Raw genomic sequence first — 19,548 nt, 5'->3', positions numbered from 1 at the left:
GGGGAGGGGCCGGTTGGTACCATGAACGACGCAAATGAAAATCATTCTCAACGGGGAACGGGGTTCCCCACGTCCTGCGGACGGCCCGGACCGGGCGCGGCCGCGTAGAAACGGATCCACCATGCCCGTACCTGCTCCCGCCGCGCGCCGGCACCGTCCCGGCCGGGCCGCCGCGCTCGCCGGCGCCGCCCTGCTCGGCCTGACCGCGTGCTCGGCCGGGGACGCCCCGACCGGCGCGGACGCCGGGACCGGGGAGGCCCTCACCGTCGTGACCACCACCACGGTCTACGCGGACGTGGTCCGGGAGGTGGGCGGGGACGCCGTCGTCGCCGACCCCGTCATCGACTCGACGGCCCAGGACCCCCACTCCTACGAGGCCACCGCCCAGGACCGGCTCGCCGTCCGGGACGCGGACCTCGTCGTGCTCAACGGCGGCGGCTACGACCCCTTCATGGAGGACCTGGCGGCCGGGGGCGAGGCCCCGGTGCTCCACGCCGTCGAGGCCGCCGGGCTGGAGACCGCCCCCGCGGAGCCGGCGGAGGCCCCCCACGAGGGCCACGAGCACGAGGGCCACGAGCACACGGGGACCAACGAGCACGTCTGGTACGACCTCGACGCGATGGGCGGCGTGGCCGGCGCGGTCGCCGACCGCCTGGCCGAGCTGGACCCGGGCTCCGCCGACGCGTACCGCGCCAACGCCGAGGCGTTCGCCGGGGAGCTCGCGGCCCTGAAGGAGCGCCTGGCCGCGGCACCGGCCGACAACGCGGCCTTCGTGGCGACCGAGCCGGTGGCCGCGTACCTGCTCGAGGACGCCGGTCTGCACGACGACACCCCCGTCGAGTTCACCGCCGCGGTCGAGAACGGCACGGACGTGCCCCCGCTGGTGCTGCGGGACGTGCGCGAGGAGCTCGAGAGCGGCCACGTGCAGCTGCTCGCGTTCAACGCCCAGACGGCCTCGGGCCAGACCGAGCAGCTGCGCGACGACGCCCGGGCCGCCGGAGCCGCCGTGGTGGAGTTCACCGAGACCCTGCCCGAGGGCAGCAGCTATCTGGAGTGGATGGACCGCAACGTCACCGAGGTGCACGACGCCCTCGCGGCCCTGCGCGCGACGAGCACCGCGACGAGCACCGCGTCGGCCGCCGCGTGAGCGCCGCGCCCCGCCCGTCCGCCCCGGGACGGGCCGACGCCGCGCCGGTCGTCTCCCTGCGCGGGGCCGCCCTGGCGTTCGGCGACCGCGTGCTGTGGGACGGGCTCGACCTGGACATCCACGCCGGGGAGTACTTCGCCGTCCTCGGCGGCAACGGCACCGGCAAGACGAGCTTCCTCAAGGTCCTGCTGGGCCTGCTCCCGCTGAGCGCGGGGACCGCCGAGATCCTGGGGGAGCCGCCCCGCCGCGGCTCCGGGCGGATCGGCTACGTGCCCCAGCAGCGGTCCTTCGCCGCGGCCACCCCGCTGCGCGCCCGGGACCTCGTGGGCCTGGGCGTCGACGGGCACCGCTGGGGCGTGCGGCTGCGCACCCGCGCGCACCGCCGGCGCGTCGACGAGCTGCTGGAGCTCGTCGGCGCGGGCTCCTACGCCGACGCCCCGGTGGGCGCGCTCTCCGGCGGCGAGCAGCAGCGGCTGCGGGTCGCCCAGTCGATCGCGGCCGACCCCCGGCTGCTGCTGTGCGACGAGGCCCTGCTGTCCCTGGACCTGCACCACCAGCACGCCGTCAGCGGGCTCGTGGACGAGCAGCGGCGCCGCACCGGCGCGGCCGTCGTGTTCGTCACCCACGAGATCAACCCGATCATCGACCACGTCGACCGGATCCTGTACCTCGCCGGCGGGCGGTTCCGGATCGGCACCCCGGACGAGGTGCTGCGCAGCGACGTCCTCTCCGAGCTCTACGGCACCCGCATCGACGTGGTGCGCACCGGCGGGCGCGTCGTCGTCGTCGGCCACCCCGACAGCTCCCACCACACGGACGAGGACGAGGAGGTGGCCCTGTGAGCGCGCTGCTGCCCGCCGCCGTGGACTGGGGGCACCTCGTCTCCTCGGTCTTCGTCTTCGAGGACTACGGCGAGCTGCTCGTCCTGCTCAGCAGCTCCCTGTGGGCGGGTGCCCTGCTCGGGCTCGTGGGCGGGGTGGTCGGCACGTTCGTGATGATGCGCGACCTCGCGTTCTCCGTGCACGGGATCGCCGAGCTGTCCTTCGCCGGGGCCGCCGCGGCCCTGCTCGTCGGTGCGGACGTCGTGACCGGCTCCCTCGTGGGCTCCGTCCTGGCCGCCCTCATCATGGGCGTGATGGGCCTGCGCGCCCGCGAGGCCAACTCGGTGGTGGGCGTGCTGATGCCCTTCGGCCTGGGCCTGGGCATCCTGTTCCTGTCCCTGTACCAGGGGCGCTCGGCGAACAAGTTCTCGCTGCTCACCGGCCAGATCGTCTCCGTGGACACCGTCCAGCTGACCAGCATGGCCGTGCTCTCCGCCGTCGTGCTCGTGGGGCTCGTGGCGATGTGGCGGCCGCTGACCTTCGCGAGCGCGGACCCGGCCGTCGCCCGGGCGAAGGGCCTGCCCGTGCGCGGGCTGTCGATCGCCTTCATGGTCCTGCTGGGCGTCGCGGTGGCCCTGTCCGTGCAGGTCGTGGGCGCCCTGCTGGTGCTGGCCCTGCTCATCACCCCCGCGGCCGCCGCCATGAACCTCACCGCCTCCCCGGTGCGGATCGTGGTGCTCTCCGTGGTCTTCGCGGAGCTGGCCATGGTGGGCGGGATCCTGCTGGCCCTGGGCGGGTCCCTGCCCATCAGCCCCTACGTCACGACGATCTCGTTCCTGTTCTGGATCGGCTCGCGGGCGGCGGCGGCCGTGCGCACCCGCCGCTGAGCCGGGAGCGAGCCCCGGGGACGCTCAGGCGAGGACGCGCACCGCGGCCGGCACGACGTCGACCCGCACGGGCAGCGGGCCCAGCCGCTCCCCGTCCGCGTAGGCCGTCACGCCCGCGGCGTCCACCCGCACCGAGCGCACGCGCTCGGTGCGCACGGGCTCGAGGCCCACGTGCCGGCCGGTGAACAGCGTCGGGAACAGCCGCAGGAGGCGGGCGCGCCCGAGCGGGGCCACGGTGAACAGCTCCAGCAGCCCGTCGTCGGCTCGGGCGGCGGGCACGATCCGCAGCCCCCCGCCGATCGAGGACGTGTTCGCCACGTTGAGGAGCATCCCGTCGCGCTCCTCCGCGCGGGCCCGTCCCGCGGCGTCCACGACCTCCAGCCGGTAGTGCAGGGTGCGCAGCCGCACCAGCTCCACGAGCACGGCGACGAGGTACTTGCCCGGCCCGTGCCCGCCGAGCCGGCGCCACCGGTTCGCGCGCTCGTTGACGGCGGCGTCGAAGCCGGCGCACAGGGCCGTGGCGAAGTGGACGGTGCGCCCGTCCGAGAAGCGGGCCCGCCCCACGTCCAGCCGGCGGGGGGCCGCCTCGTCGAGCCGGCGCAGGATCCGCCCGGCCGCCGCCTCCGGGTCCCGGGCCGGGACGCCCAGGTGGCGGGCGAGGTCGTTGCCGGTCCCGCAGGGCACGACGCCCAGGGGCACCGCGACGCCCTGCTCGGCGAGCTCCAGGAGCACGCCGAGGGCGGCCTGGACCAGTCCGTCCCCGCCCACGGCCACGAGGGCCCGGGCCGACCGGCCGGAGGCGCGCAGGCTCTCGCGCACCAGCGCGAGGAGCGCGGCGAGGTCCGGGGCGCAGAGCACCACGGCGTCGTCCCCGCCGGTGCGCAGCACCTCCGCCGCCCGGTGCGCCTGCGCCACGGCCTCGCCGCGCCCGGCGCGGGGGTTCACGGCCAGGAAGAACGTCCCGGCGGGCGGCTGGGTGCGGGGCCCGTCAGTCACCGGCGGCCCGCACGCCGCACGCGGAGCACAGGCCCGTGATCTCGACGGTGTGGTCCACCTGGGTGAAGCCGTGGGCGGCGGCGGTGCGCCCGGCCCACTCCTCGACAGCGGGGGCCTCCAGCTCCACGGTCGCCCCGCAGCGGCGGCACACGAGGTGGTGGTGGTGGTGCTCGGCGGCGCAGCGCCGGTAGATCGCCTCGCCGTCGTCGCTGCGCAGGACGTCGAGCTCCCCGAGCTCGCACATCGACTGCAGGATCCGGTAGGTGGTCGCCAGGGACACGGACTCGCCGCGGTCCCGGAGCAGGGCGTGCAGCTCCTGCGTCGAGATGAAGTCCTCCCGGCCCGCCAGGGCGTCGGCCACGGCGCGGCGCTGCCGGGTGTTGCGGACCTCGCCCGGGCCGCGCCCGGAAGTTCTCACGCTCACGCCTCGTCCTCTCCTCGGGCCCCGCGCCGGTGCACGGGCTCCCAGCTTAACAAGGCGGCGCCCGACACGTCCCCGGCCCGGCCGGCCCCGGCAGGCGGGGCCGGCCGGGCCGCGGGCTAGGCTGAGCCCCATGGAGCTGACCAAGTACACCCACTCGTGCGTGCGGCTGGAGAACGAGGGCCGGGTCCTCGTCCTCGACCCGGGCACGTTCTCGGAGGTGGGGGAGGCGCTGGAGGGCGCCGACTACCTGCTCGTCACCCACGTCCACCCGGACCACCTCGACCCCGAGCGGGTGCACGCCCACCTGCGCGCGCACCCGGGGACCGTGGTCTACGCCCCGGCCTCCGTGGCGGCCGGGCTGCGGGAGGAGCTGGGGGAGGGCTTCGCGATCCACGACGCCGAGGCCGAGAGCGCGATCGAGCTCGAGGGGTTTTCCGTGCGCACCTTCGGGGGCCAGCACGCCCTGATCCACTCGCTGATCCGCACCGTGGACAACATCGGCTACCTGGTCAACGAGACCGTCTACCACCCGGGCGACTCGCTGGTGGTCCCGCACGGGCTCTCCGCCCCCGTGCTGCTCGCGCCGATCCACGCCCCGTGGAACAAGATGGCCGAGGTGATCGACTTCGTCGTCGCCGTGCGCCCGCAGCGCGTCTTCCAGATCCACGACGCCCTGCTCTCGGAGCACGGCTACGGCGTCCTGGAGAAGCAGATCACCGCGTTCGCCGCGAAGTACGGGGCCGAGTTCCGGCACCTGCGCCCCCGGGAGGCCGTGGCCCTCTGACGCCCGCGGAGCCAGCCCCGCCCGCAGCAGGAGCCCGGTGGACCAGACCGCCCGACCACCAGACAGACCGAGCACCGGACGCCCGAGCACCAGACAGACCGGGCACCAGAGAGGGAGCATCCATGAGCACCGTCTTCACGAGAATCATCGCGGGGGAGATCCCGGGCCGCTTCGTGTGGCGGGACGAGCGCGCCGTGGCGTTCCTGTCCATCGACCCCCTCGCCCAGGGCCACACCCTCGTGGTCCCGCGCGAGGAGTACGACCACTGGATCGACCTGCCGGAGGACCTCGCCGCCCACCTCATGCTGGTCGCCCAGCGGATCGGGAAGGCCGTCGACGCCGTGTGGCGCCCGGCGCGCGTGGGCCAGATGATCCAGGGCTTCGAGGTCCCGCACACCCACGTGCACGTGTGGCCGGCCGACTCGATCGAGCAGTTCCAGTTCGCCAACGCCCTGCGGGACCCGGACCCGGCCTGGATGGACGAGGCCGCCGAGCGGATCCGGGCGGCCCTCACCGACGCCGGGCACGGGGCCCACGTCCCGCAGGGCTGAGCCCGCCGGGGCCCCCGGGGGCCGGCCCGTCAGGCCCGGGCGGCCTCCAGGGCGTCCTTGAGCGCCTTGCGGATCCGCTTCTCGGAGACGGTGTGGGCCGTGCCCAGCTCCTGGGCGAACAGCGAGACCCGCAGCTCCTCGAGCATCCAGCCCACCCGGCGCAGCTCGTCCGGGACGGGCACGGAGGGCGGCAGCGCGTCGAGGGCGGCGTCGTAGTCGTCCTCGAGCTTCTGGACCGTCAGCATGCCCACCGTGTCGCGCTGCAGGTGCCCGGCCAGCTTCTCCAGCCGGATCTCCATGGCCCGCACGTAGCGGGGCAGGTGCTGGAGCTGCTCCCAGCCGGTCGCGGCCACGAAGCCGGGGTGCACGAGGTGCTCCAGCTGCGCCTTGACGTCGTTGAGGGAGTTCACGGCCGCGAGCGAGGACGCCTGCTTGAGCCGCTTGCGGATCCTCGCCGCCCCGGAGAGCACCTGCTCCACGAGCGCCGTCACCTGGAACACGGTGTCGATCAGCTCGGCCCGCACGTGGTCGAAGAGCCGGTCGAACTCCGCCCGGGTGTAGGGCGGCTCCGCGGGCACGAGCTTGTCGATCGCGGCCACCGTGCAGTCCGCGATCAGCTCCGACACGGACCCGTGCGGGTTCTGCGTGAAGACGAGCTTCTCCGTGTTGTTCAGGTGCTCGAGCACGTACCGCTCCGGGGAGGGCAGGCGCAGCTGGAGCAGGGCGATCACCCCGCGGCGCTGGGCGGCGCGCTGCTCCCCGGCCGAGGACAGGATCCGCACGGCCACCGTGGGCGACGGCGCCGCCCCCCGCCGGCCCTGCTGCTTGCCGGCCTGCTGGCCGACCGGCCGCGCGGGGGCCTCCGGGACGAGCGCCGGGTAGCCGGTGATCAGCTGGCCCGCCACCGTGGTCTCGACGGTCCGCGGGAGGTCCTCGTCCGGCCACCCGGTCAGGCCCGAGCGCTCGAGCGCCGGCCGGGCCGGGGCCTCCGGGGCGGGGACCGGCCGGCGGCCGCGGCCACCGCGCCCGGGCTCCGGGGCGGGGGCGCCGGGCGTCCCGGCGCCGGGGACCGCGCCGAGGGACTCCGCGAGGGCCGTGCGGATCTCCTCGTGCAGCTCCGCCTTGAGCAGCTCGAGGTCCTCGCCCTCCCCGAGCACCCGGTTGCGCCGGTCGCGCACCTGGAAGCGCATCCGCAGGTGCGCGGGCACCGCGTCCCAGTCCCAGGACCCCGGCGGGACCACGTGGCCCCTGAGCCGGCGCAGCACGAGCTCCAGGGACGGCTCGAGCGCGTCGACGGCCGGGTCGAAGTCGGCCTGCAGCATCCCGACCGCCTGGCGGGCGACGTCCGGGGCGGGCACGAAGTGGCGGCGCACCGCCTTGGGCAGGGAGCGGATCAGCGCCGTCACGAGCTCGGTGCGGAAGCCGGGGATCTGCCACTTGAACTGCTCGGGGTCGAGCTGGTTGAGGAACAGCACCGGCACGCGCACGGTCACGCCGTCGGCGTGGTCGGCGCCCGGGGCGAACTCGTAGTCGAGGTCCAGCACGAGCTCCCCGCCGCGGGTGCGCCGGACCCACTGCCGGGGGTAGAGCGACTCGTCGTAGTCGCGGGCGTCCTCGGCGATGAGGGACTCCGGGTCGAGGTCGAGCAGGTGCTCGTCCTGGTGCCGGGCCTTCTTCCACCAGGCGTCGAAGTGGCGGGCGGAGACCACGGAGGCCGGGATCCGCTCGTCGTAGAACGCGAAGAGGGTCTCGTCGTCGATCCGCAGGTCCTTGCGGCGCAGCCGGTTCTCGAGCTCCTCGACCTCGGCCAGGCGCTTGCGGTTGCGCGCGAAGAAGTGGTGGCGGGTCTGCCAGTCGCCCTCCACGAGGGCGTGGCGGATGAACAGCTCCCGGGCCAGCGCGGGGTCCACGCGCCAGAAGTTGATCCGCCGCCGCGCCACGACGGGCACGCCGTAGAGCGTGACCTTCTCGTAGGCCATCACGGAGCCCTGCGCACGGGACCAGTGGGGCTCCGAGACGCTGCGCTTGACCAGATGCGGGGCGAGCTCCTCGGCCCACAGCGGGTCGACGGCCGCGTTGACCCGCGCCCACAGCCGGGACGTCTCCACGAGCTCGGCGGACATCACCCAGTCCGGGGACTTCTTGAACAGGTTGGAGCCGGGGAAGATCGCGAAGCGGGAGCCCCGCGCCCCCTGGTACTCGCGCTTGCGCTCGTCCTTGAGCCCGATGTGGCTGAGCAGCCCGGCGAGCAGCGAGACGTGGATCTCCCGCTCCTTGCCGGCCGGGTCCACCTCCCGGCCCTTGCCCACCCGGATGCCGACCTGCTGGCCCATCTGGCGCAGCTGCGCGTAGAGGTCCTGCCACTCGCGGATCCGCAGGAAGTTCAGGTACTCGCGCTGGCACAGCTTCCGGAACCGGGTGGAGGACAGCTCCTCCTGCTGCTCCTGCACGTACTGCCACAGCAGCAGGTAGCTGGTGAAGTCGGAGTTCTCGTCCACGAACCGCTTGTGCGCCTCGTCGGCCTGCTGGCGCTTCTCCAGCGGGCGCTCCCGGGGGTCCTGGACGGTCAGCGCCGCCGCGAGGACCATGACCTCGCGGGCGCAGCCGCGCTTGTCCGCCTCCACGATCATCCGGCCCAGCCGCGGGTCCACGGGCAGCTGGGCGAGCTGCCGGCCGACCGGGGTGAGGGGGCTGCGCCCGGGGTCGTCGCCCCGCCCGGGGCGCGGACCGGCCCCCCCGGGGTCCTCGAGGGCGCCCAGCTCCCGGAGCAGGGCGACGCCGTCCTTGACGGCCCGCGACTCGGGGGGCTCGACGAAGGGGAACCGCTCGATGTCGCCGGGCTCGCGGACGACCCCGACCGAGGTCATCTGCAGGATCACGGCCGCGAGGTTGGTGCGCAGGATCTCGGGGTCGGTGAACTCCGGGCGGGAGAGGTAGTCCTCCTCCGAGTAGAGCCGGATGCAGATGCCGTCCGACACGCGCCCGCACCGGCCCGAGCGCTGGTTCGCCGAGGCCTGGGAGATCCGCTCGATGGGCAGGCGCTGGACCTTGGTGCGGGAGGAGTAGCGGGAGATCCGGGCCGTGCCGGGGTCGATGACGTACTTGATGCCGGGCACGGTGAGGGACGTCTCGGCCACGTTGGTGGCGAGCACGATCCGCCGCCGGCCCGACGGCGCGAACACCCGGTGCTGCTCGGCCATGGACAGCCGGCCGAACAGGGGCAGGATCTCGGCGTCGGCCAGGCCCCGGACCCGCTTGAGGGTGCCCTGCAGGGCCTCCTGGGCGTCGCGGATCTCCCGCTCGCCCGCGAAGAAGATGAGGATGTCGCCCGGTGCCTCCGCGGAGAGCTCCTCCACCGCGTCGCACACGGCGTCGATCGGGTCGCGGTCCTCGTCCTCGAGCCCGTCACCGGCGTCCTCGTCGTCGGGGCCGCCGTCCCCCGGGCGCGGCTCCGACAGGGGCCGCCAGCGGATCTCCACGGGGTAGGTGCGGCCGGAGACCTCGATGACCGGCGCCGGCTGCGGCTCGTCGTCCCCGTCGCCGCCGGGGCCCGCGAAGTGGCGGGCGAAGCGCTCGGGGTCGATCGTGGCGGAGGTGATGATCAGCTTCAGGTCCGGGCGCTGCGGCAGGATCCGCCGGAGGTAGCCCAGCAGGAAGTCGATGTTCAGGGACCGCTCGTGGGCCTCGTCGATGATGATCGTCGAGTACCGGCGCAGCAGCCGGTCGTGCTGGATCTCCGCGAGCAGGATGCCGTCGGTCATCAGCTTGATCCGGGAGTCCGCCCCGACCTCGGACGTGAAGCGGACCTGGTAGCCGACCGTGCCGCCGATCTTCTCGCCGAGCTCGGAGGAGATCCGCTCGGCCACCGAGCGGGCCGCGATCCGGCGCGGCTGGGTGTGCCCGATCAGCCCCCGCTCCCCGAGGCCGAGCTCGAGGCACATCTTGGGGAGCTGGGTGGTCTTGCCCGACCCCGTCTCACCGGCGATCACGACGACCTGGTGGTCGGCGATCGCGCGCATGATGTCCTCCCGGCGCGCGGAGACCGGGAGGTTCTCGGGGTAGACGATGGCGCGGGGGCTGCTCAGCGATACTGACATGTCCCCCCGATCCTACCGGGGGCCGGGAGGAGCGCGGGCGGACACGGCCCCGCTTCCGGGCCCCCGCGCCTGGACGGAGGAGGATGCAAGCACCCCGCCGGGGCCGATCCGTCCGCGGATGTGAGCTGTGTCTCATTTGTCGACCGATCGGCAGGTAATATTCCTGGCACCACCCCTTCGAGAAAGGAACCACCATGAAGCGACTGTTCCCGTTGACGGCGGCGCTCGCGTCCTCCGCCCTGCTCCTCACCGGGTGCGGCGGGTCCGACACCTCCGGCTCCGCGGGCTCGGGGGAGTCCGCGGCGGCGGTCGAGGAGGCCACCGTCGGGATCAGCCAGTTCGTCGAGCACCCCTCGCTCGACGCCGCGCGCGAGGGCTTCCTCGCCGCGCTCGAGGAGGGCGGCTACACCGAGGGGGAGAACCTGACGCTCGACTACCAGAACGCCTCGGGCGACCAGGGCACCTCGACGAGCATCGCCTCGAACCTCGCAACCTCCGGCGCCGACCTGGTCCTCGCCATCGCGACCCCGTCCGCGCAGGGCGTGGCGCAGGCCGTCACGGACACGCCCGTGCTGTTCACCGCCGTCACCGACCCCGTGGACGCCGGCCTGGTCGACTCCCTGGAGAGCCCGGGCGGCAACCTCACGGGCACCACCGACATGAACCCGGTCGCCGAGCAGATCGCGCTGATCAAGCAGCTCGACCCCGAGGCGAAGTCCGTCGGCATCATCTACAGCTCCGGCGAGACCAACTCGCAGGTGCAGGTCGAGCTCGCCAAGGAGGCCGCCGAGGCCGAGGGCCTCGAGGTCGTCGAGAAGGCCGTGACCGGCACCTCCGAGGTCGCCCAGGCCGCCGAGTCCTTCGACACCGACGCGATCTACGTCCCGACCGACAACAAGGTCGTCGCCGGCCTCGAGGCCGTGATCTCCGCCGCGGAGACGAAGCAGATCCCGCTCGTCGCCGGCGAGGGCGACTCCGTGGAGCGCGGCGCGCTCATCACCCGGGGCCTCGACTACGAGCAGCTCGGCCGCCAGACCGGCGAGATGGCCCTGCGCATCCTCCAGGAGGGGGCGGACCCCGCGACCATGGCCGTGGAGTCCCAGGAGGACACGCAGCTGGTCGTCAACCTGCAGGCCGCCGAGCGCATGGGCGTCGAGGTGCCCCAGGAGCTGCGCGACTCCGCCGACCGGGTCATCGAGTAGCCCGGTGGCCGGTGCCCGGGCGACCCCCGGGCACCGGCCGCCTCCCGCACCACGGCGGCCCGCCCGCCTCCCGCACCACCGTGGTCCGCCCGCCCGATCGGCGCGGCGGCACCCCGGCCCACCGACCAGAACGGATCCACCAGAAGTGATAGCCGGAATCGAACTCGGACTGCTCTACGCGGTCATGGCCCTCGGCGTCTACCTCACGTTCCGGGTGCTCGACTTCCCCGACCTCACCGTCGACCAGTCCTTCACCACGGGCGCCGCCACCACGGCGATGATCATCCTCGGCGGCGGCAGCCCGTGGCTGGCCACCGCCGCCGGCTTCGTGACCGGCGCGCTCGCCGGGCTGATCACGGGCCTGCTGCACACGAAGGCCCACATCAACGGCCTGCTCGCCGGCATCCTCACGATGACCGCGCTGTACTCGATCAACCTGCGCGTCATGGACGGGAAGGCCAACCTGTCCCTGCTGCGCGAGGACACCATCTTCACCCCGCTCGCCGAGGCGGGGGTGCAGGGCACCTGGCTCGGCATCGGCCTGTTCCTGCTCGGGGCGGCCGTGGTGAAGGTCCTCCTCGACTGGTTCCTCTACACCGACGCCGGTCTAGCCATGCAGGCCACCGGCGACAACCCGGACATGATCCGCTCCTTCGGGGTGAACACCGACCACCAGAAGATGCTGGGCCTGTGCCTGTCCAACGGGCTCGTGGGCCTGGCCGGGTCCCTCGTGGCCCAGTACCAGGGCTTCGCCGACATCGGCATGGGCATCGGGCTCATCGTCGTCGGGCTGGCCTCGGTCATCCTCGGGCAGGGCTTGTTCGGCTCCCGCACGGTGGTCATCTCGACGCTGGCCGTGATCCTCGGCTCGATCGTCTACCGCCTGGTCATCACCGTGGCCCTGCAGGCGGGGCTGAACCCCTCCGACATGAAGCTGATCTCCGCGGTGCTGGTGATCCTCGCGCTGGTCGTCCCGCAGCTGCAGTTCTTCCGGCGCCGCCGGGAGAAGCACCAGGCCAGCGAGGCCGCCCGTCTCGTCGACGAGCTCACCGACACCCCCGCGACCGAGAAGGCAGGTGCCTGAGCCGTGCTCACCATCGACAACGTGCACAAGACGTTCTTCGCCGGGACCGTCAACGAGCGCCGCGCCCTGGCGGGGGTGTCCCTGACCCTCGGCGAGGGCGACTTCCTCACCGTCATCGGCTCCAACGGCGCCGGCAAGTCGACGATCCTCAACACCATCTCGGGGACCCTCATCCCCGACACCGGCACGGTGCGGGTCGACGACCACGACGTCACGCGGCTGCCCGAGCACAAGCGCGCCCGGTACCTCTCCCGCGTGTTCCAGGACCCCATGAAGGGCTCGTCGCCGACCATGACGGTCGAACAGAACATGGCGATCGCCCTGCAGCGCGGGAAGTCCCGGGGGCTGGCCCCCGGGCTGAGCGGCGGCCGCCGGGAGCTGTTCCGGGAGAAGCTCGCGAGCCTCGAGCTGGGCCTCGAGAACCGGCTCGGCGCGAAGGTGGGGCTGCTCTCGGGCGGCCAGCGCCAGGCGCTGTCCCTGCTCATGGCCACGTTCTCCGAGCCGCGCATCCTGCTGCTCGACGAGCACACCGCCGCGCTCGACCCGCAGCGGGCGGACCTCGTCTCCCGCCTCACGGCCGAGATCGTCGCCGAGCAGCGCCTGACCACGGTCATGGTCACGCACAACATGGAGCAGGCGCTGCGCCTGGGCAACCGGCTCATCATGATGCACGAGGGGCGGATCCTCTTCGAGCTCGACGCCGAGCAGAAGAGGTCGATGACCGTGCCCGGCCTGCTGGAGCAGTTCCGCCGGCTCCAGCCGGGGTCGGGCCAGGAGGCGTTCGACGACGCTACGCTGTTCGAGACCGTCAAGACCGACACGGGCGGCGCCGAGGACGGCCGCTGACCGCCGGCCCGGCCAGCGGGGGCACACGCGGCAGGGCAGGCGGCGGGGCGGACCGGTCCCGGTCCGCCCGCCGCGCGTCCGGCGTCCCGCACCACCCCGCCGAGCACCAGGAGAGCAGCACGTGAGCGACCCCCTCGAAGCACGCCGCGCCCGCCGCCGACGCACGGGGGGCTGGATGCTGGGCGCCGGGATCGTGGCCCTGTTCGTCTCCACGTTCGCGGTCCCCGAGGCGATCATCCACCTCGCCCACGCCTCCGGGCCGGACGGGGCGGGGCTGAGCGCGCGCGGCGTGGTGCTCGTCGTCGTCGGCGCCGCGACCCTGCTGGGGGGCGGGGCGCTCGCCGTCGTCGGGTTCAACCGGCGCCGCTCGGCGGGGGAGGCCCTGCACCCCGAGGACCTGCTCGACGACGAGGAGTTCGGCGACGGCCCGCTGCGCCCCTTCGACCCGGAGCGCTTCCGGCGCCGGCCGGGCCGCGCCGACGACCAGGACTGAGCCGGCCCGCTCACCCGCCGTCGCCCGGCAGCACCCGGACGGTCCCGGCGGAGCCGTCGACCTCCACGACGTCCCCGGTGCGGATCCGGGCGGTCGCGGCGGGCACCCCCACCACCGCCGGCAGGCCGTACTCCCGGGCGACCACGGCCCCGTGGGAGATCGCCCCGCCCATCTCCACCACCAGCCCGCCGGCCGTCAGGAACAGGGGGGTCCAGCCCGGGTCCGTGGACGGCGCCACCAGCACCTCGCCCGGCTCCAGCCGGGCGCCCACGGGCTCCCGGACCACCCGCGCCCGTCCCACGACCGTGCCGGCGGAGGCGGGCGCGCCCCGCAGGAGCCCGTCCCCGTCCTGCGCGGCGCCGCCACGGGCGGCCAGTGCCGCCTCCACGTCGGTCCCGTCGGAGAGCAGGACCCGGGGCACGTGGCGGCGGCGCAGCTCCCGGGCGTACTCGTCGCGGCGCGCGGCGACGACCTCCTGCAGCGCGGCGCCGCCCAGGCCCGCCCGCACCTGCGCCAGGTCGAGGAAGAACACGTCCTCGGCGGCTTCCACCCGGCCCGCCGCCGCGAGCCGCCCGCCCACGAGCAGCAGCTCGCGGCGCAGCTGCGCGAAGACCAGCACCAGCCCGTGCTTCGGCTGCTCGCGCAGCCCCGCCGTGGCCCGCACCCGGCGCAGCCCGAGGGCCACCAGGCGGCCCCGCGGCGTGCGGGGACCCCCGGCGGCGCGCACGAGCGCTGCGACGGCGCGCTCGGCCTCGGCGGCCGCCCGCGCGAACCGGCGCTCGGGCGCCTGCTCGGCGTCCTCGAGCCGCAGGCAGTTGGCGACGACCGCGAGGACGTGGGCGGGGTCCTCGGACCACCGCGGCACCCCGAGGTCGATCTCGGCCACGGCCCGGTGCCCGTAGCGGCGGAGGAACCCCCGCAGGGCCTCCTGCGCGGCCGGCGGCAGGGCGCCTTCGGCGTACCGTTCGGCGAGGGTCCTGGGGTCCCCGGCGAGCAGGGCGTGCGCGGACGCCGGGTCCGCGCCCACCGCGGCGGCGGTGCGCCACAGCTCCAGGTCCATCCCGGTGGTGACGTTGTGCGGCAGCCCGCGCAGCACCGCGGCCAGCAACCCCGGGGCGGCCCGCCCGCGCAGCAGCACCCGGACGAGCCCCAGCCAGAGGTAGCCGGCGGCCGGTGCGGGCAGCGTCGCGAACAGCCCGGGCAGGAGCTCCCGGCGCAGCACCCGCTCCACCAGCTCGAGGCGCTCACCGGGCGTGGCCGGCCCTGCGGCGGTCGCCGAGCGCAGGAGCCTCTGCTCGGCCCGCTCGCCGCGCCGGCGGGCGGGCTCGGGGCGCACCAGGGCGGCGAGCACCTGCGGAAGGGCGCGGCGGTAGGGGCCCAGCGCCCGCAGGGCCGCCGCGCCCACCGCCGCGGCTCCCGCCCGCCCGCCACGGGCGGCCGTGAAGCGGGGGTCCCGGGCGAGGTGGCGCAGCACGGGCTCCGAGCGGGCGTCCGCGACCCGCGCCAGGCGGGGGAGGAGGCGCCGGCCGGCCCGGCTGCGCAGCAGGGGGGTCACGTCCCCGAACAGCCGCAGCCCCGCCGTGGTGTAGCGCAGGCCCACGGGGGTGCCGCGCTCCCCGGGCCCGGGGTCGCCCGCGAGGGCCAGGCAGGCGGCGAGGCCCATGGGCGTCATGGGCCGGGTCAGCCCCTGGAGCAGGCTGGCGCACAGGTAGGCGTGCAGGCCGTCCCCGGGGGCGGGCGGCAGGGGGTAGAGGGTGGTGACGGGCCGGGACTGCACGAGGCGCAGGGCGCCGTCCGCGGCCAGGACCCACTCCAGGTCCTGCGGTGCGCCGAGGAGCTGCTCGGCGCGCGCCCCCAGGGCCGCGAGCGCCGCGACGTGCTCGTCGTCCAGGCAGGGGGCGCCGGGCCCGGGGTGGGAGCGTTCCGTGACCCGGCCGCCGGCGACGTCCACGACGAACCGGTCCGGGGCGACGCGACCGCCCACGACCGCGTCCCCGGGCCCGGAGGCGGCGTCGACCACCGCCTCGCCGCGGCGGCCGGTGAGCGGGTTCGCCGTGAAGAGCACCCCGGACACCTCCGCGGCCACCATCCGCTGGACGACGACGGCGAGGTCCACGGAGCGCTGGTCGACGCCGTGGCCGTCCCGGTAGGCCGTCGCCCGGTCGGTCCACAGGGACGCCCAGCACGCCCGGACCGCCGCCAGCACCGCGTCGGGCCCGACCACGTCGAGGCGGGTCTCGTGCTGCCCGGCGAAGCTGGCCCCCGGAAGGTCCTCGGCGGTGGCCGACGAGCGGACCGCGACGGCCACGCCGTCGCCCATCGCCGCGTACGCGGCGCGCACCGCGGCGGCGACGCCGGCGGGAACGGGCACCGCGGCGATCCGCTCGCGCGCCTCGCGGGCGAGCGCGCCGCGGTCGGCCCCGGCCGTGCCGAGCCGGTCCAGGAGGGGAGCGAGCCCGGCCGCGCGCGCCGCCCGGCGGTAGGCGGCGGTCGTGATGCAGAACCCGGGCGGCACCGGCAGCCCGTGGGCGAGCAGCCGGCCCAGGCCGGCGGCCTTCCCGCCGACCTCCGCCAGGGGCGCGCCGGCCGCCAGGGCCAGGTCCACGACGATCCGCTCGCCGTCCACGGGCGCCTGCTGCGCCGAGCGCTCACCGTCCACTCTCGCCTCCGGGAGAAGCGGTCCGTCCGGCCGGCCGGGTGCGGGGGCGGACCGTGTGGGCCGAACTATAGGCGGGGGCGGGAAGGACCTCAACGCCCCGGCACGAGGGGGAGCCGCGCGGAGGAGGGACCGCAACGGGCAGGACGAGCCAGGAGGGCAGAGACGAAGGAGGGCCCCGGATCAGCTGATCCGGGGCCCTCCTTCGTCCGTGGTGCCCGCGATAGGATTCGAACCTACGGCCTTCTGCTCCGGAGGCAGACGCTCTATCCCCTGAGCTACGCGGGCCTTTCACCGCCTCAGCGATGGACCTCAACGATACTAGCAGGTTCCCGGGGGTGGTCGTCGACCCCGCCGACACGGGGCCTCCGTGGCGCCCGGTTACACTGTTCGGGTGACTCCTGAAGAACTCTCCCTCGCCGTATCCGCATGCCTGCAGGACGCCGTGGCCCGCGGCGACCTCGCCCTCGCCGACGGCGCGCAGCTGCCGGACGTGCGGATCGAGCGGCCGAAGAACCGGGAGCACGGGGACTGGGCCACCAACGTCGCGATGCAGCTGGCGAAGAAGGTCGGCCGCGCCCCCCGCGACGTCGCCGCCGTCGTCAAGGACCGGCTGGAGGACACGCCCGGCGTCGCCACGGTCGACGTGGCCGGCCCGGGGTTCCTCAACATCACCCTGGACGCCGCCGCCGCCGGCGGGCTGGCCCGGGCGATCGTCGAGCAGGGTGCCGCGTTCGGCACCGCCGACTCGCTGGCCGGCACGGCGATCAACCTGGAGTTCGTCTCCGCCAACCCCACCGGCCCCGTCCACCTGGGCGGCACCCGCTGGGCCGCGGTGGGCGACTCCCTCGCCCGCGTCCTCGAGGCGCAGGGCGCCGACGTGGTGCGCGAGTACTACTTCAACGACCACGGCGCGCAGATCGACCGCTTCGCCCAGTCCCTGCTCGCCCGCGCCAAGGGCGAGCCCGCCCCCGAGGACGGCTACGGCGGGGACTACATCACCGAGATCGCCGAGCGGATCGTCGCGTCCCACCCCGCCGCGCTCGCGTCCGAGGACCCGCAGGAGGCCTTCCGGGCCGCCGGCGTCGAGCTGATGTTCGCCGAGATCAAGCAGTCCCTGCACGAGTTCGGCGTGGACTTCGACGTGTACTTCCACGAGCAGTCCCTGTTCGAGAGCGGCGCGGTCGAGGCGCTGCTCGAGCAGCTCAAGGGCTCCGACGCGCTGTACTTCGCCGACGGCGCGTGGTGGCTGCGCTCCAGCGCCTACGGCGACGACAAGGACCGCGTGGTGATCAAGTCCGACGGCGAGGCCGCCTACATCGCGGGCGACATCGCCTACTTCAAGGACAAGCGGGACCGCGGCGCCGACCTGTGCATCTACATGCTCGGGGCCGACCACCACGGCTACGTGGCCCGGCTCAAGGCCGCCGCCGCCGCGCTGGGCGACGCCCCGGACCGGGTCGAGGTGCTCATCGGGCAGATGGTCAACCTCGTCAAGGACGGCGTGCCCGTGCGGATGTCCAAGCGCGCCGGCAACGTCGTGACCATGGAGGACCTCGTGGAGGCCGTCGGCGTGGACGCCGCCCGGTACGCCCTGACCCGCTACTCGGTGGACTCCAACATCGACATCGACCTGGACCTGCTGACCCGCCGCTCCAACGAGAACCCGGTCTTCTACGTGCAGTACGCCCACGCCCGCACGTGCGCCGTGGGCCGCAACGCCGAGGCCGCGGGCGTCTCCCGCGCGGACGCCGACGGGACCCCCGTCTTCGACGCCGCCCTGCTCGACCACCCCATGGAGGGCGAGCTGCTGGCCGCCCTGGGGCAGTACCCCTCGGTGCTCGCGCAGGCCGCGCAGTTCCGGGAGCCCCACCGGGTGGCCCGCCACCTGGAGGTGATCGCCGGGACGTACCACCGCTGGTACGACGCCTGCCGCGTCGCCCCGCAGGGCGACGACGCGGTCACCGACCTGCACCGCACCCGCCTGTGGCTCAACGACGCCGCCCGGCAGGTCCTGAGCAACGGGCTGGGCGTGCTCGGCGTGTCCGCCCCGGAGAGGATGTGATCCCGTGACCGTCGACCGCACCGACCGCACCGACCGCACCGACCGCACCGACCGCACCGGCGGGTCCCCGCTCGCGCCCGCGTGGCTGAGCGTGCCCGAGGACCTGGACGCGCTCGACCCCGTGATCTGGCCCGAGGCGTTCCGGCGCGACGCCGAGGGCCGGCTGACCGTCTCCGGGATCCCCGCGGACCAGCTCGCGGAGCGCTTCGGGACCCCGTCCTACGTGTACTCGGAGGACGTGTTCCGGGCCCGCGCCCGGGAGTTCCGCGACGCGTTCACCGACGCGTTCGCCCGGATCGGGGCGGACGTCACCGTCTACTACGCCGGCAAGTCCTTCCTCACCACCGAGGTCGTGCGGTGGGTCCGCGAGGAGGGGCTCAACGTGGACACCGCCTCGGGCGGGGAGCTGGCCGTGGCCCTGCGCGCCGGGATGGAGCCGCACCGGATCGGGCTGCACGGCAACAACAAGTCCGCCGCCGAGATCACCCGCGCCCTCGACGCCGGGGTCGGGCGGATCGTCGTCGACTCCCTCGCCGAGATCGAGCTCGTCGCCCGGCTCGCGCGGGCCCTCGGCGTCGTCGCGCCCGTGATGGTGCGCGTGACCCCGGGCGTGCACGCGTCCACGCACGAGTTCATCGCGACCGCCCACGAGGACCAGAAGTTCGGCCTGTCCCTGGCGGCCCCGGAGGACGGCGGCGACAGCCCCGCGATGCAGGCCGTCACGGCGTGCGTCGTCGACCCCGACCTGGACCTGCGGGGCGTCCACTGCCACATCGGCTCCCAGATCTTCGACGCGGACGGCTTCGGCATGGCCGCCGAGCGGGTGCTGGCCTTCATGGCCGGGGCCAACGAGCGCTTCGGCCTCACGATGCCGGAGCTCGACCTCGGCGGCGGCTACGGGATCGCCTACACCGAGGCCGACACCCCCCGTCCGGCCCGCGAGATCGCCGAGTCCCTCGCCGGGAAGGTGGCCGCCGCCGCCCGTGCGCTGGACATGGCCGTCCCGGAGCTGTCCATCGAGCCCGGCCGCGCCATCTCGGGCCCCAGCGCCTGCACCCTCTACACCGTGGGCACCGTCAAGACCGTCACCGTCGACTCCGGCGCCCGCCGCCGGTACGTCTCCGTCGACGGCGGGATGAGCGACAACGCCCGCCCGGTGCTCTACGGCGCCGACTACACCGCCGTGCTCGCCGACCGGCCCGCCGAGGGCGGCCCCGTCCTCTCCCGGGTGGTCGGCAAGCACTGCGAGTCCGGCGACATCGTCGTGCGCGACGTCTACCTGCCCGGGGACCTCACCGCCGGGGACCTCCTGGCGGTGCCCGCCACGGGCGCCTACTGCTGGTCCCTGGCCAGCAACTACAACTGGGTTCCCCGCCCGCCCGTCGTGGCGGTGCGCGCCGCCGGCGCGCAGCCCGAGGCACGACTGATCGTGCGGGGCGAGACCGAAGACGACCTGCTGGCCCGCGACCTGGGAGCCTGAGTGACCGACCCCACC

15 protein-coding genes and 1 tRNA gene are annotated in these 19,548 nt (G+C 74.7%); 11 read left to right on the top strand and 5 right to left on the bottom strand.

Annotation, left to right across the window (positions count from 1 at the left end; genetic code table 11):
• Nucleotides 1–121 precede the first annotated feature (121 nt).
• Genes M3185_RS02120 through M3185_RS02110 form a run of 3 tightly spaced genes read left to right on the top strand, consistent with a single transcriptional unit; the run spans nt 122 to nt 2,855 of the window.
• On the top strand, nt 122–1,147 hold the full coding sequence (locus M3185_RS02120) for a metal ABC transporter solute-binding protein, Zn/Mn family (RefSeq protein WP_251332015.1): 1,026 nt from the start codon (nt 122–124) through the stop codon (nt 1,145–1,147).
• Nucleotides 1,144–1,989: a metal ABC transporter ATP-binding protein gene (locus M3185_RS02115; RefSeq protein ID WP_251332014.1), complete on the top strand. Its 846-nt coding sequence runs from the start codon at nt 1,144–1,146 to the stop codon at nt 1,987–1,989. Before M3185_RS02120 ends, M3185_RS02115 begins: the two co-directional genes overlap by 4 nt.
• A gap of 20 nt (nt 1,990–2,009) precedes the next feature.
• The gene (locus M3185_RS02110; RefSeq protein ID WP_374238454.1) at nt 2,010–2,855 is read left to right on the top strand and encodes a metal ABC transporter permease; all 846 of its coding nucleotides are present in this window, start codon (nt 2,010–2,012) and stop codon (nt 2,853–2,855) included.
• A 24-nt stretch (nt 2,856–2,879) separates the two neighbouring features.
• On the opposite strand, the gene M3185_RS02105 is transcribed toward M3185_RS02110, so the two are convergent.
• Together M3185_RS02105 and M3185_RS02100 are read right to left on the bottom strand one after the other, a co-directional pair.
• Nucleotides 2,880–3,851, bottom strand: coding sequence for a diacylglycerol kinase family protein (locus M3185_RS02105; RefSeq protein ID WP_251332013.1), 972 nt, complete (start codon nt 3,849–3,851; stop codon nt 2,880–2,882).
• Nucleotides 3,844–4,275 (bottom strand): Fur family transcriptional regulator, encoded by a 432-nt coding sequence (locus M3185_RS02100; RefSeq protein WP_251332012.1) that lies wholly within the window; start codon nt 4,273–4,275, stop codon nt 3,844–3,846. Before M3185_RS02100 ends, M3185_RS02105 begins: the two co-directional genes overlap by 8 nt.
• Before the next feature lie 130 nt (nt 4,276–4,405).
• Between M3185_RS02100 and M3185_RS02095 the strand changes: the two genes are divergently transcribed.
• Complete coding sequence (locus M3185_RS02095; RefSeq protein ID WP_251332011.1) at nt 4,406–5,059, top strand: MBL fold metallo-hydrolase; 654 nt, start codon at nt 4,406–4,408, stop codon at nt 5,057–5,059.
• 122 nt (nt 5,060–5,181) lie between these two features.
• Nucleotides 5,182–5,610, top strand: a complete 429-nt coding sequence (locus M3185_RS02090) for an HIT family protein (protein ID WP_251332010.1) — start codon at nt 5,182–5,184, stop codon at nt 5,608–5,610.
• A gap of 29 nt (nt 5,611–5,639) precedes the next feature.
• Here M3185_RS02090 and hrpA read toward each other — a convergent pair whose 3' ends face one another.
• Complete coding sequence (hrpA, locus tag M3185_RS02085; protein WP_251332009.1) at nt 5,640–9,707, bottom strand: ATP-dependent RNA helicase HrpA; 4,068 nt, start codon at nt 9,705–9,707, stop codon at nt 5,640–5,642.
• Between the two features lie 194 nt (nt 9,708–9,901).
• Between hrpA and M3185_RS02080 the strand changes: the two genes are divergently transcribed.
• From M3185_RS02080 to M3185_RS02065, 4 genes are all read left to right on the top strand, one after another.
• Nucleotides 9,902–10,909: an ABC transporter substrate-binding protein gene (locus tag M3185_RS02080; RefSeq protein ID WP_251332008.1), complete on the top strand. Its 1,008-nt coding sequence runs from the start codon at nt 9,902–9,904 to the stop codon at nt 10,907–10,909.
• Between the two features lie 145 nt (nt 10,910–11,054).
• On the top strand, nt 11,055–11,993 hold the full coding sequence (locus tag M3185_RS02075) for an ABC transporter permease (protein WP_251332007.1): 939 nt from the start codon (nt 11,055–11,057) through the stop codon (nt 11,991–11,993).
• Between the two features lie 3 nt (nt 11,994–11,996).
• Nucleotides 11,997–12,839, top strand: a complete 843-nt coding sequence (locus tag M3185_RS02070) for an ABC transporter ATP-binding protein (RefSeq protein WP_251332006.1) — start codon at nt 11,997–11,999, stop codon at nt 12,837–12,839.
• 121 nt (nt 12,840–12,960) lie between these two features.
• Complete coding sequence (locus M3185_RS02065) at nt 12,961–13,332, top strand: hypothetical protein (RefSeq protein ID WP_251332005.1); 372 nt, start codon at nt 12,961–12,963, stop codon at nt 13,330–13,332.
• Between the two features lie 10 nt (nt 13,333–13,342).
• Here the strand turns inward: M3185_RS02065 and M3185_RS02060 are convergent, their stop codons facing one another.
• Nucleotides 13,343–15,991: a PEP/pyruvate-binding domain-containing protein gene (locus M3185_RS02060; RefSeq protein ID WP_251332004.1), complete on the bottom strand. Its 2,649-nt coding sequence runs from the start codon at nt 15,989–15,991 to the stop codon at nt 13,343–13,345.
• Nucleotides 15,992–16,200: 209 nt separating this feature from the next.
• Nucleotides 16,201–16,276 (bottom strand) — tRNA-Arg (locus M3185_RS02055).
• A 106-nt stretch (nt 16,277–16,382) separates the two neighbouring features.
• On the opposite strand from M3185_RS02055, the gene argS reads away from it, so the two are divergent.
• Both argS and lysA read left to right on the top strand, forming a co-directional pair.
• Nucleotides 16,383–18,053 carry an arginine--tRNA ligase gene (gene argS, locus M3185_RS02050; protein ID WP_251332003.1) on the top strand — a complete coding sequence of 557 codons (1,671 nt, stop codon included), beginning with the start codon at nt 16,383–16,385 and terminating at the stop codon, nt 18,051–18,053.
• Between the two features lie 4 nt (nt 18,054–18,057).
• A complete protein-coding gene (lysA, locus tag M3185_RS02045) occupies nt 18,058–19,533 on the top strand; it encodes a diaminopimelate decarboxylase (protein WP_251332002.1) in 1,476 nt (491 codons plus the stop codon).
• Nucleotides 19,534–19,548 lie beyond the last annotated feature (15 nt).

Origin of the sequence: Kocuria rosea, from assembly GCF_023715525.1 — a bacterium.
Taxonomy (GTDB): domain Bacteria; phylum Actinomycetota; class Actinomycetes; order Actinomycetales; family Micrococcaceae; genus Kocuria; species Kocuria rosea_A.
The sequence above is the reverse complement of the archived record's forward strand: the minus strand, read 5'-3'. Positions and strand labels throughout refer to the sequence as shown.